Genomic DNA, 13,595 nt, shown 5'->3' on the forward strand with positions numbered 1-13,595 from the left:
ACAAAAAACATGTTAATTAATCTAAACGTTCGACAAATGCCCCCATGCCTCGCAGCTTGTGAATGATCATTTCATAATCCTCATCCTTTGCTTTCAAGCTTAGCACATATTTCAGGTTACTGTAATCTTCATCACTATAAGAAGCAACATTCAGCACCGGATCAATGACTCCATCCTCCCGCCGATCCGGCAGTTCATCCCTGACCGTTCCTTCTTCATTAACGGAATCTTGTCTGGAGACAACCGGAATCACGCCCTGTGCCGAAGCCGTGCTCGGCAACCCGGCAACACCGGCGGTACCTCCCCCATTGGATACGCCTCCGTTGATTGGCATAAATGGCACTAACAAATTGCCGTTTCGTCCAATCGAGGTATCTAATGCACCGACTTCCACCTGCTCCGTCTCAAAGGTCAGCAGACTGGTTCTTGCCCCCTCTGCATCATCCTCGCTCCTGAAATAGGCCTGAATATGCTTTGCCATCTCTATTACCTCCCTTGTTCCTGAGTTTTGGTTTACAGCTTCTTGAGCAATTCTCTGACAAACGCCGGTTCATCCTTCGGCGTACGCGAGGTTACGAAATTTCCGTCGACAACAACCTCTTCATCCCGAAACGTAGCGCCCGCATTGGTCATGTCGTCCTTCAGCGGCGTGAAGGAAGTGATTGTTCTGCCCTCCAGCAGCCCTGCGCTGATCAGAATTTGAGGGCCATGGCAAATTGCCGCAATCGTCCTTCCCTCCCGGTTCATCTCTGTTACAAAATCCAGGATCGGCTTACTGCCGCGCAGTCCCTCGGGAGATGAGCCCCCGGGAATCACGACGGCGTCAAAGTCCGAAGCCTTCACATCCGCAATCGCCATCTCCGTTTTCATATTCCGCCTTGCCTTGCTTGCCCTGAACCTTCCGTCCTGCCAGCAGCCCGATAATGACCGCTTCATGTCCGGCTTTTTTCACTTCTTCATAAGGAACCTGCATTTCGGAGTCTTCAAACTGGTCCGCCAGTAAAAACGCAACTTTGCTCATCTGACCGTTTCCTCCTTACTCAATCCTTTGGTATGTTAGAGATTCTCTAATTTCCTGAGTCCATTTCTTGAGTCGTGCTCGTCTTGTTATTACCCGTTTACTTCTCTTTTATAACAATGCTCCTGCCCCGCGGCAAGGGACGATGAGCTTCAGCAGCATCAATGCATCAATTCAAATAAAAAGCGCCAATCTAAGAAGGATTTCCTTCTAGATTGGCGCCTTACATTTAAACATCCCTTAGCACCGCTGTATAAAGCACATTGTGATCGTTTCTTATCCGGTCTGAACCAGCTTTCCGAATAAGGCATATCTCGCATTATTGAATTCATAAGAGCAGGTACATAAGGCAACAATCCGTTCATTAGCAGCCACCGATACATCGCTCTTAAAGGTTGAGTCACTTTTTAATGCATCAATATAGGTCAGAAAATCCTGGTCATCATGAAATTGGTACCTTATAAACTCGTAGTCCCCATCTGCAACGATTCCGGCAAAAAACTCCACCGTGTATACCCCAGACGGGGTAGACAGTTGCATGGCAGGATGTTTATCAAAATACTCCTGGTCCTTATATTTCCCTAATGATGAGAACATGGAACCGTCCTTCATATTGTGACCATAAACGATCGTATTCTGCCCCGAGAAATCACCTGCAGTCCGATAATCCACGAAGAGACTGCCCAGCTTGTTCTTCTTGCCATTAAATAAATGAGTCAAATAGTACTCGTTATCTGTTCCCTGCACGATTGGATAGTCGATGATCTGGTCCTCCGACGAAATCCAAGCTACGACCTCCGGATTAACCTCTTTCAGGGCAGAAAAATCTATCTCTCTTACCGGATTCACGTCGTTCGCTGAAGGAACATTAATGATGTCTTTTTCTACCGTCAATGGACTTTCTGCCTGGTTCCGAAGCAGGGCATAAGCTTCATCCCCTTGACGATATTCACGCTGCTCAGCCATAAGGATATAGCCGGAACACAGGAGGCCCAGAAAACAGATGACCATCAAAATGCGCAGCAGCTTATGAATCCCGGCAGAGCGATTTACGGTTTCTTTATGTCTGTTTTTGTTCCTGCTCATGCTAATTAATGATTCATCTCATTTTTCGGATATTTTCTGCTTCGCAGAATAGAATCCGTTAAGAATAATGCGGCCAACGCCAGCAAGAAGAAGATGAGTCCGAACTTTGCTGCTTGCTGGAAGGAAGTGTCACCGGTTTTCGGTGTTCCCATCGCCGCTCCCTCACTGTCTTTGTTTCCCTCGCCGCTTTGATTACCGACAGGCGTGGCGACATCGGAATCTCCGTCAACTGAATCTCCGTCAACTGAATCCTCGCCGGCTGGCTCTCCATCCGGCAGGCCTTCACCGTCATTACCCTCTATGTCTCCACCGTCTTCGATCGAGGGCTCTTCATGGTTTTCAGTGTCCTTTGTGTCCTTTGTGTTGATAAAAGCCGCGCTATGCGTCATCCCGGAGTGGATCACTCCCGAGGAACCTGAGCTAGAGGTCACATATCCTTCTTCGGCATAATCCTCTTCCGTTACAACATAATTTGTACCCTCTGGAAGTCCTGAAATAGTAATGCTCTCTCCATGGGCCAGCGAGAAACTGCCTCCGCTTTGAATCGAACCATGGGATGCGCCTCCGCTTCCCGTGAAGTTGTAGAACCCTGCTGCGCCGTTTAGGATGATGGAGAAATTAAATCTCTTCCCGCGATCACCGGCGTCTCCTGTCACAGACTTGCTGATAGACAGGCTGCCCCGGCCAGGTGAATTGTCAGGTGCTGAAGGTTCTGAAGGTTCTGAAGGTTCTGAACCAGGCTCCGATGGCACATAAACATTTTTCGTATTTACGAACGAGGCGGTCATTACGGAATCCGTCAGGATGATCCCGGTATCGTCTATACTTGATTCGGTATAGCCATCAGCAGCGTAATCTGCTTCTGTCACCGAATAAGTAGCATCCTTGGGAAGTCCGGTGATCGCAATGCTTTCTCCATGAGCCAGAGAAATGGTATCCCCGCTCTCGATCCGGCCGTCAGCCGCACCGCCGTTCCCGAAATATTCATATTCGCCTGAAGCACTGAATTGAACCGTAAAATCAAACTTCTTGCTCTGGTCAGCCGCATTACCGGCTACAGTCTTGCTAATGACCAGGCTGCCCGGCTTATCCTTTGTATTCGTAAATGCCGCTGACTGAGTATCATCCGCAGCAATGACGCCGACAGCATCAATACTTGAAGTGAGGTATCCCTCCGGGGAATAATCCGTTTCAGTTACCGTATATTCTGCATCCTTCGGCAGGCCGGTAATAACAATCCCTTCCCCATGAGCCAGAGCGATCGTACCGCCGCTGCTGATCGTACCATTGCTTGCACCACCGGTTCCAATGTAACTATATGTGCCTGCAGCTCCGGTAAATGTGACTGTGAAGGTAAACTTCTTGTCCAAATCTCCATCATTCCCGGCAACTATCTTGCTAATGGCAAGATTGCCCACGGTATTTTCAAGGTAGTTCACTACCGTCAGCAGGTTGGAGCCAGTGCCGGTCTTTCCGTCAATGGAAGTGACAACCTCAGGACCGGAAGTATCCACGCTGACCGTATGAATCGTATCATCCATGGTATAGCCTAAAGGAGCGGCCGTCTCTTTAAGAATATACTGTCCGGCCGGGATCGCTCTCAGCGTCAGCTTGCCGTTTGCTGCGCTGACAGCCTTGCGGATAGCTGTGCTGCCATCCTCCGAGAACAGGGTAAATTCAGCGTCCGGAAGCGTCGCAGCTGTCGCTCCGTTCGTTTTGGTAATTTCCAGCCAACCGCCTCTTTGCATTGTCGCCAAGCTGTCTGCACTGCTGATTGCATAATTCACAGCTTGATTTTCTGCGCTGACGTCGCCTTTAGACAACCGTACCTGATTGGTAACGGAGCCCGGATCACCAGTGATGTCTGTCAGATAAGTAAAGCGATAAGCCTTGCTGTTATCCGGAATGTTGAAGGTAAGGACACGGGTTGTATTGTTGTAAGAGATATTGCCGTCAAGTACTAAGGCAACGGGATCCCCTTCCTCAAGTGTTCCGTCCTCCTTCAGCGTCAATTCCGCAGCAGTAATATTGCTGCCCAGCAACAAAGCGCCCTTGGAATCGGTGCGTAAATCAAGACCGATAGGCAGCGTGTCTTCAATTCTCTCTCCGACATTTGTCAGGGCGTAGGGGTTGTAATCCACGGTCCAGTCCAATATACCCTGCTGGGGAGCTGTGTAGGACTTCTTAAGAACTTCGCTCTTAATCGAAACGCCCCGATTTCTGGATACGCCAGGCGTCCATTTTTCAGCGATCAGTTGCAAGTTATTTGTGATCGTCGAAGTCTGGTTTCTGTTAAAGTAGCCGTCAAGCGTACTTTCGTTCGGTTTAGCCTTCACCAAAATAACATAAGGCTTGTTCAGCGGGCTGAAGGTGAAGGTAGCCTTGCCTGTCTCCGTGAAATCGGCTGTCAAGCCGGCTACATCATCCGGCGTGATATCAACAGCATTCACAGAAGAGCCCGAGCCTGCCGTTCCCTCGAATACAAGGAAGTTTTGGCCAGGTGCAATCTCCGTGAATTCCCATCCCGCCGGCAAGGTATCTGTGATCGTTGCTGCTCCCAGTGCCTCATCGTCCGCATTTTTCGCGGTATCAAAGTCCAAGCCGTCCGCATTGATGCTAAGCCGGAAGATGACCGATTTGTCGATATAATCAAAGCCTTCCGCAGCATTGGTTGTACGGTGAATATTAACGCCTGCGGCCAGATCGGCTTGCGCCTCGCGTTTAAGAAGTTCCTTCTCCAGCGTCCGGCTGTCATAATTCACGTTTCCTGTTGCATCGTTCAACTTGTCGTTCCCTGCAAACAAGGAAGCCGTGTTAGATACATTGGAAGTCTTATTGCCAGCAAAAATATTCGGATCTACAACAAGTGTCTTAAAAGAAAAACTATTGGGTGTGTTCGTCGAAAGTCCCGTAATTTCCAGTAGATCAGCAACGCGCTCTCCGCCTTGCTCGATCGGAATAACATTCAACGTCCCGTTGCCTGTATAACTGCCGGCTACATTTTTCAAGCCATAGCGCGGTGTAAGGTCGTTAAGATTAATGCCTAACGATGGATCTGCTGTTACCGTATTAAGATTAATACTATTTTTGTAGACCAACAGATCATACACCTTCATGTCCGGAATGTTTTGCCCCTTCGCATCCACATTTACCGTCCAGGTAATCTCGCGGTTGGCTTTATCCAGCGTTCCGGACTTGGTAATAGCGTTATAGCCGATGCCCACTCCGATGCTGTCTGTGCTCGGATTCACTCCCGCGGGCTTGCCGTCCCAATCCAGTGTCGCTGAATTGTAGAACGTTCTCGTGCCTGTCGTAGTATCTGTGTCCGTCACTTTACTCGTGATAATCAGTCGAGCCATTTCACTGGTAGTTCCTGTTAGTGTATATTCGCCGTTAACAGGTTCTACGGAAACATCGCTATGGTGATTCCAGGTCGTACCGTCTGTCGAGATCTCCCACTCTGCGGAAGCAAAGGACAGGCCGTTCGGCAATTGATCCTTGATCGTCAGATTTTCCAGTTCTGTCATCGCACGGTTGGCCGTAATCGTCCAGGTAATCGTACGGTTGCTTGGATCATATACCCCTCCAACGAACTCATCGCTGGCTTCCCCGCTTTTTTCAATCCATTTCGGCGGAGTAAATGTCACCCTGTCCGATCCGTCCTTGACGGGGACATTGTCCTTAAGCAATTCCGCAGTATTGCTTACTGATTGACTATCGTTAGCATAATATTTATTTTCCGGGATTTTCGTCTGGAAAGTAACAGACTGCGGGCTCACCGAATTGTCCGGGAAAGTATATTGAATTACATTACCGGTTATAGCGGGCGCAACAGAAGTTCCCCCCACTTCAAAGGAGCCTGCCACAAGTTCGCCTACCCCCGTTAGATCATCACTGAATATATAATCCTTAAGATCCAGTGAATTACCGCTTTGGGTTGCGCTGATTTCCACTTGCCAGTCAATCGTCCGACTGGACAAATCCACAGTACCGCTTTTCCCAACATTGTACACGATTTCAGCCGGAGGAATATTTACGGTATAGTTCTTGCCAAGAATCGTTACCGTATGATCACCTTCGGCACCCGCGCTTCCGCTGTCGTCATATTGAAGCTTTGCCGTAAATTCTCCGTTAACACCATAATAACCGCCGCTTCCATCAAAAATGTCGGTGTCCCCGTTAAAATAGACATCAGCAGTTACGGTGCTTCCCGCTTGAGACAAACTCGCAGTAGCAAGCTGCTTAGAGCCGAACATAAGCGGTGGAATCGATTCCGGCACGGCTAAGAAGCCTTGGCTCAAAAGAAGGCTTACAGTATCCTTGTATTCAATGATCTGCGGTGGAACAGGATCGTCTCCTGCAACCGGAACACCAAAGGAAACGGTAACCTCAATCGGCTCCTTTCCGTTAATTGTATCTGCTTCCGTAATCACCTTGCCGTTCTGTATAACCACAGCCGACAGATTCGTAAGCACACCTGACTTATCGCCCGCTGCGGTCGCCGTACTGCCAACGGGGGCCACCGTGCTGATCAGGACGATCAGAATCAGCAGCCAATTCATAAGCTTTGATCTCATTAGATCATCTCCTTCTTCAGATCTGTCTTTCAGCCCTCAGCAATCTATAATTATTCTAATTTAAAGGCTTCATTACGAAAGCTTATCAGAGGAGATCTTGAGCCGCTTGAAGAAGAAATTAAAAATTCGATGTAAATTTTCCTTTGAAAGAAAATGAATTTCCTTTGAAAGAAAATGATTTTTTTTATAAAGTGGGATGTATATATTGACGATAAATAGGAGATGGACACCACGGGAAGGAGGGCATGGCTATACGTTTTCCTATACGTATGTTATGCGCAACAGACATGAACTTGGGGAGATTATTAGAAGAATTGATCGATATAGCAAAAAAGCCGAAAACCGATTTTGCCATTAGTATGAACATGACTCCTAGCGGATTGAGCAAAATTTTAACCGGAAGCAGACTTCCTGTAAGAAAGGAAAAAAAGATATTCATTAAACTAGCCGCCGACTATTTTTCTGAATACATATACTCTCATGCGTGTTATTTAAAGTTCAAGGATTTGTTTCCCGTGATCTACGATTTTAAATCTTTGGAGGACTTGCGCTCGTTTTTAACTTATGCGATTGAATACGCGCTGGATAAAGATCTTGCGACTGCCAATCAAGTGAATTTGGAGTTTGTAGAACGGGGATTTTACTTTTTGGGGCGGAAGTCGGTGCTTAATCTGCTATGTGTCATGCTATCCGATCATCTCGTTAACGATTCTCATGAGCCGTTAGAAGTCTATAGCACAATTCCCACCTATGATCCGGCCTATTCCGAAATTTTCTTGAATTCGCTGATTGTTAACCCGGAAAGATGCACTCATATTGTCTTCAATCATTTTTTTGACGGATCGCTTCATGAGTCATCTCGCCAAGGAAAAAGTGTCTCACTGAACTTTATTTCTGTCACGCAAAGAGGCTTTAATCTAAACCTGTGGACAACTACAAGTGATCTGGGTCAGCCTTTTCTGCTGTTGAAAGGAAAACTCCTGCTGATGTTTGATTCGCAAATCGACGGAACGCCGCTATTGATCCCCATTGCGCATAAGAACTACTTGAACTTGTTTTACAACAGTCTTATGAATAAGGACATCCGGAAAATCAGCTACAATAGAAGTGAAGCCATTGCATTTTTTGAGGAAAACCGCCCTGCTGTCACAGCACTATTTAATCAAGGAATCGATACCGTATTTAATTTTACTTCCATTGGGTACTTACTGAGGGAGGAGGAAATTAACTCCTTGCCCGGCAGTGAAAAGATAGGCAACTGGGCTTGGCTGTTGTTCCAGCACATTATGAATAAAGGAACGGAGTTTTATGTCTCTCTTGCCGCGATGGAACGCTTTGCCGCAACCGGGAAGGCTGTCGTTCCTTTTATTGGCGCCTATTCCTTCCCTGCCGAGCAGCGTGCTCCTTATATGCAGCGCTTCAATCAATATCTGATGGAAGAGGACAGCTTCAGCAGGATCAGGTTATTGGATAGCCATCTTTCCAACATGGCCATTCTGTGCGCAGGGAACTTTTGTCTCATTTATGCCGTTGACGATGAGTATGCTCTGGAGAGGGTCCATATTTTCGATCGTGACAAGGTCAGTCTTAGTCTGGAGAAAATGATCAAGGACAACAAGTTAGTGGATTTCAAATTTTCAAGCGAATTATGGAGCACCTATCAGGAAAGCTTGCTAAGCAACGTTTAAGCAAAATAAAAGGGCAGCGAATGGAATCTCTCCGTTCGATTGCCCTTTTTAATTTATTCCCTCAGGTTCTTCTTTTTCTAGGATTAGCCATGCCTGAAGACGGCTTCACCTCTCTGCTGATGAGCAGCCCCTCGTCCTGAGCGGATCGAGCGAGGGCCAGAGTCTCTGATCTCTCCCCTGTTACGAGCAAAGGGTGGCACTGCCAAGCACGATCATTCGCGGTTTGACGCATAGAAGTGTCGGCTCCTTAAGCAAAAATCTCTTGTGAATTTTATAGAGATTATCCCCCAGAAGGTCCTGCTCTATTCCGCAATCAAGCAAGCAACGATAGTCAAAAGGAATTACGCGTACGGATGCTCAAGTATTATCGTGACCGGTCCCCAATTAACGAGTTCCACATCCATATCAGCACCGAAACGTCCGGTCTCTACGGAGATCCCTTTTTCCTCCAGCATTTGATTAAACTTCTCATACAGCGGCAAGGCCTTCTCCGGCCGGGCCGCCTCAATAAAGCTCGGCCGTTTGCCCTTCCGGCAATCGCCGTATAGAGTAAACTGGGACACGGACAGAACGGAGCCGCCAATATCGGTCAGACTCAGGTTCATCTTGCCCTCCGGATCTTCAAATATCCGAAGCCCGGCAATCTTATCTGCAAGGTAAGCGACGTTGTCTTCTGTATCTTCATGGGTAATGCCAACCAGAAGCACAAGCCCGGCGCCAATAGAGCCGATCGTGTCTTCGTTAACGGTTACCTTCGCTTGCTTGCAACGCTGTACAACTACTCTCATGCTTGTTCGTACTCCTTACCTATTGCATTATCCGGTGAACCGTATATACATCCTTCACCCGCTTGATTTTTTCCACTACAGACTGCAAATGATCCGTGTTGCGAATCAGGATCGTCATATGAACTAGTGCCATCTTGTTCTTGTCCGAACGGCCGGAGACCGCCGAGATATTGGTCTTACTCTCCGATACCGCCTGAAGCACCTCGTTAAGGAAATTACGGCGATCATGCCCTGTAATCTCGATATCCACGCTGTAATTCGCTTCGATGGCATGCTCCCATTCCACATCAATAACCCGTGCTGCTTCTTCATCATCCGTACCGCTAGGAATGTTCGGACAGTCACTGCGGTGTACGGATACTCCGCGGCCACGCGTGATATAACCGATAATATCATCTCCCGGGACCGGGTTGCAGCATCTGGCAAAGCGCACAAGCAGGTTATCGATTCCTTTGACTACAACCCCGTTCGTTGGTCTCGGCTTTCGCTCTTCAGCCGCCTTAACCTCCTTGACCTCGGACGTCAGCTCGGTGATGCTGCTCTCCTCTTGCTCCTTCCGCAGCTTCTCGGTCAGCTTGGTTGCAATCTGCGCCGCTGTAATTCCGCCAAAACCGACAGCGGACAGCATATCATCAATGTCATTGAAGGCAAACTTCTTGCACGCCTCCATTAACTTATCATCTGTCATCCATAACGGAGCATCGATTCCGGCACGCTTCAACTCCCGTTCAATCGCCTCGCGGCCCTTCTCGACGTTCTCCTCACGCTTCTCTTTCTTGAACCACTGCTTGATCTTGCTGCGCATGAGAAGACTGGGCAATCTTTAACCAGTCCTGGCTCGGACCGTAAGAATGCTTGGAGGTGAGAATCTCCACAATATCGCCTGTCTTGAGACGATGATCAAGCGGAACAATTCGTCCGTTAACCTTGGCGCCAATGGTCCGGTTGCCGACCTCCGTGTGAATCCGATAAGCAAAATCAAGCGGAACAGATCCCGACGGAAGCTCGATAACTTCCCCGGAAGGCGTAAACACAAAGACAAGATCCGTGAAAAAGTCCATTTTAAGCGACTCCACGAATTCCGAAGCATCCTTGGCCTCATGCTGCAGCTCCAGGATTTCATTGAAAAAGGTCATTCGTTTCTCCGGTCCCCCGGATTCAGGTCCTTCCTTATATGCCCAGTGAGCCGCAATTCCGTACTCGGCTGTCCGGTGCATCTCCCAGGTGCGAATCTGAACCTCCGTAGGCTCGCCGTTCGGTCCAACGACGGTCGTATGCAGGGACTGGTACATATTTGCCTTCGGCATAGCAATATAATCCTTGAAGCGCCCGGGCATAGGCTTCCAAAGCGTATGAATAATGCCTAATGTGGCATAACAATCCTTGATATTGTCGACGATAATTCGAATCGCCAGCAAATCATATATTTCATTAAATTGCTTGTTTTTCGTGGTCATTTTTTTGTATACGCTGTAAATATGCTTGGGACGGCCAGACAAATCGGCCTCGACGCCCATTTCATCCAGCTTCTCGGAAATGCGCGAGATAACGCTGGCAATATATTCTTCTCGCTCAGCCCGTTTCTTGCGCATCAGATTGGCGATCCGATAATATTGCTGCGGATTCAAATACCGGAGAGCAATATCCTCCATCTCCCATTTGATCGCCGAGATCCCCAGACGGTTTGCGATCGGACAGAAAATCTCCAGCGTCTCGTATGCAATACGCCGCTGGCTCTCTTCCGATTGGTATTTCAAGGTTCGCATATTATGCAGACGATCCGCCAGCTTGATCACAATGACACGGATATCCTGAGCCATAGCGATAAACATCTTGCGGTAATTTTCATTCTGCTGCTCTTCCTTGGATCTGAACTTAATCCGTTCGAGCTTGGTAAGGCCGTCAACAAGCATCGCGCAGTCCTGGCCGAAATGCTCATGGATCTCCTTCAGGGAAACCGTCGTATCCTCTACAACATCGTGCAGAAGCGCAGCAATGACGGAAAGTGCATCCATCTGCATATTAACGACAATTTCAGCCACCGCTAACGGATGCAAAATATACGGTTCTCCGGACTTTCGCACTTGGCCATGATGTGCCTGCTCCGCAAAATCGTATGCATCCCGGATACGCTGAAGCTCCGGTTCTTTTATATAGGCAGACGCCTTTTCGAGTACTCGATCTATGCCCATTGAATCCTGCCCGATTCCTTTCTATATTCCCCAATTTAGATTTCCTATAATTATGACTCCTGCTCTGGTTTACGTCAACTCTTGGCTTATAGCATAGAAAAAGAGGAGTTATAAATTGTTCAAAAATTCTTGTTGAAAAAGTCGGCAATCTATATAATCTAGTAAGGATGGTCTTTTGATAACGTGAAATTGAAGAGGAGTGAACCTGCTTGCAACGTGAAATTCAGGTCAATGAAAAAGTTCCTTTTGGACAAGGCACACTGCTGAGTATCCAGCACTTGTTCGCTATGTTCGGCAGTACGGTTTTGGTGCCAAATCTTTTTGGCGTCGATCCTGCGATGATTCTGCTAATGAACGGTATTGGCACATTGCTCTACATCTTTATTTGTAAGGGTAAGATTCCGGCCTATCTCGGGTCCAGCTTTGCATTTATCGCACCCGTAAAGCTCGTTCTGGACAGTCACCCGGGAAATGGATACGCCCTTGCACTGTCAGCATTTATCGTCACTGGCGTCATTTTTCTTCTGTTTGCTCTTCTCGTCAAATACGCCGGAACATCCTGGATTGATGTAGTATTCCCTCCTGCTGCTATGGGAGCTATCGTAGCTCTGATCGGCCTAGAGCTTATTCCCGTTGCTGCCGAGATGGCTGGTTGGATTTCGGACGGCTCAGATGACTGGACAGCAAATCCCCGATCTATTCTTCTCTCCCTGGTTACACTAGGCGTTACGATTCTTGGCGCAGTACTTTTCCGCGGCTTTCCTAAAATTATTCACATTTTGATCGGTATTGTCACTGGTTACGGGTTGGCTTACATTATGGGCGAGGTTGATAAAACTTCTATAAGCAGTGCTAACTGGCTGTCCAGTCCTACCGTAACAACCCCGCAATGGGATATGTCTGTTATTGTTACGATCGTTCCGGTTGCTCTAGTTGTCATTGTCGAGCACATCGGACATTTGCTCGTGACCAGTAATATTGTCGGTAAGGATCTGTCCAGGGATCCAGGGCTGCACCGCTCCTTGCTTGGAAACGGCATTTCAACCATTATTTCCGGCTTTGTCGGGTCTACTCCAAATACTACTTATGGTGAGAATATTGGAGTTATGGCTCTGACCAAGGTATACTCTGTATTTGTTGTCGGAGGAGCGGCTGTCATAGCCATTCTGTTATCCTTCTCCGGAAAATTCTCAGCATTGATTGCCTTTATTCCAACACCGGTAATGGGCGGTGTCTCCTTACTGCTGTTCGGCGTAATCGCGGCCTCCGGTCTTCGGATCTTTGTTGAACAAAAGGTTGACTTCTCCAAAGCCACCAACATGATCTTGGCTACTGTCGTATTTGTGGTAGGATTAAGCGGCGTGAAGCTGACCATGGGCTCCGTAGAACTCAAGGGGATGGCTCTTGCCACCATCGTTGGGATTCTACTCAGTCTGTTCTTCAAGCTGATTCAAGTGCTTGGCTGGTCTAATGATAAGGATGAAGCAGCTATATAAGTTTAACAAATGATCATACACAGGAGGCAACGTATAAAGTGTTCTTACGAACGCTGACGCTTCTTCAGAACACTTTACACTCATGCCTTTTCTGTGCAGTTCTTTATATCAACTTATGTAGCATTAAAAAAGGGAGCCTGCCCGCGAACGATATCATTTGCGGACAGGCTCTTTTTCTATGACGTTGCCTTAATTGTCGTAGTGAACCAACGAATAAACATCAATTCCCGGAAGCTTCGCACGACCGTTTAACTCACCAAGCTCAATCAGAAATGCCGTACCTACAACATTGCCCCCAAGCTGGCGCACAAGTTCTACAGATGTAGAAATCGTCCCTCCTGTAGCGAGCAAATCGTCAGCAATCAGCACATTTTGCCCCGGCTTGACCGCATCGCTATGCATAGCCAATACGTCTGTGCCGTATTCAAGGTTATATTTCACCTCAATGGTGTCATAAGGAAGCTTGCCTTTTTTACGAATCGGTACAAACCCCACACCAAGCGCATAAGCGAGCGGAGCTCCTACAACGAAGCCGCGCGCCTCCGGTCCGGCAATCAGATCAATCTTAAGGTCTGACACAAGCTTTCTCAGCTCATCAATAGCCAGACGGTACTTCTCTCCGTCATTCAGCAAGGTTGTGATATCCTTGAAGCTGATTCCCGGCTGTGGAAAATCCGGAATGACGCGAATATAATCCTTGAAATCCAATACAATCTCCTCCTAAAAATAATCCATACGATACGTTACTCA

8 protein-coding genes and 2 pseudogenes are annotated in these 13,595 nt (G+C 47.7%); 2 read left to right on the top strand and 8 right to left on the bottom strand.

Annotation, left to right across the window (positions count from 1 at the left end; all coding sequences use genetic code 11):
• Positions 1 to 16: 16 nt before the first annotated feature.
• From TX85_RS13690 to TX85_RS13705, 4 genes and pseudogenes are all read right to left on the bottom strand, one after another.
• On the bottom strand, positions 17 to 481 hold the full coding sequence (locus TX85_RS13690) for a hypothetical protein (protein ID WP_044479656.1): 465 nt from the start codon (positions 479 to 481) through the stop codon (positions 17 to 19).
• A gap of 32 nt (positions 482 to 513) precedes the next feature.
• Positions 514 to 1,021, bottom strand: a pseudogene (locus TX85_RS13695) (type 1 glutamine amidotransferase domain-containing protein).
• A gap of 273 nt (positions 1,022 to 1,294) precedes the next feature.
• Positions 1,295 to 2,104: a class B sortase gene (srtB, locus tag TX85_RS13700; protein ID WP_049894931.1), complete on the bottom strand. Its 810-nt coding sequence runs from the start codon at positions 2,102 to 2,104 to the stop codon at positions 1,295 to 1,297.
• Positions 2,105 to 2,109: 5 nt separating this feature from the next.
• Positions 2,110 to 6,681 carry a DUF7601 domain-containing protein gene (locus tag TX85_RS13705; protein WP_044479657.1) on the bottom strand — a complete coding sequence of 1,524 codons (4,572 nt, stop codon included), beginning with the start codon at positions 6,679 to 6,681 and terminating at the stop codon, positions 2,110 to 2,112.
• Positions 6,682 to 7,196: 515 nt separating this feature from the next.
• Between TX85_RS13705 and TX85_RS13710 the strand changes: the two genes are divergently transcribed.
• Complete coding sequence (locus TX85_RS13710) at positions 7,197 to 8,369, top strand: hypothetical protein (RefSeq protein ID WP_148444362.1); 1,173 nt, start codon at positions 7,197 to 7,199, stop codon at positions 8,367 to 8,369.
• Between the two features lie 61 nt (positions 8,370 to 8,430).
• Here TX85_RS13710 and TX85_RS26810 read toward each other — a convergent pair whose 3' ends face one another.
• The 3 genes and pseudogenes from TX85_RS26810 to TX85_RS13720 form a co-directional block, all read right to left on the bottom strand.
• Entirely contained in the window at positions 8,431 to 8,601 is a 171-nt protein-coding gene (locus tag TX85_RS26810; protein WP_158297328.1) for a hypothetical protein, read from the bottom strand.
• A 109-nt stretch (positions 8,602 to 8,710) separates the two neighbouring features.
• Entirely contained in the window at positions 8,711 to 9,157 is a 447-nt protein-coding gene (dtd, locus tag TX85_RS13715; RefSeq protein ID WP_044479658.1) for a D-aminoacyl-tRNA deacylase, read from the bottom strand.
• Positions 9,158 to 9,176: 19 nt separating this feature from the next.
• Positions 9,177 to 11,349, bottom strand: a pseudogene (locus tag TX85_RS13720) (RelA/SpoT family protein).
• Between the two features lie 209 nt (positions 11,350 to 11,558).
• Between TX85_RS13720 and uraA the strand changes: the two are divergent.
• Positions 11,559 to 12,845 carry a uracil permease gene (gene uraA / locus TX85_RS13725; RefSeq protein WP_044479659.1) on the top strand — a complete coding sequence of 429 codons (1,287 nt, stop codon included), beginning with the start codon at positions 11,559 to 11,561 and terminating at the stop codon, positions 12,843 to 12,845.
• Between the two features lie 189 nt (positions 12,846 to 13,034).
• On the opposite strand, the gene TX85_RS13730 is transcribed toward uraA, so the two are convergent.
• Positions 13,035 to 13,553, bottom strand: coding sequence for an adenine phosphoribosyltransferase (locus tag TX85_RS13730; protein ID WP_044479660.1), 519 nt, complete (start codon positions 13,551 to 13,553; stop codon positions 13,035 to 13,037).
• Positions 13,554 to 13,595: the final 42 nt, after the last annotated feature.

It is taken from the genome of Paenibacillus antibioticophila (assembly GCF_000455265.1).
GTDB classification, from domain to species: Bacteria; Bacillota; Bacilli; order Paenibacillales; family Paenibacillaceae; genus Fontibacillus; species Fontibacillus antibioticophila.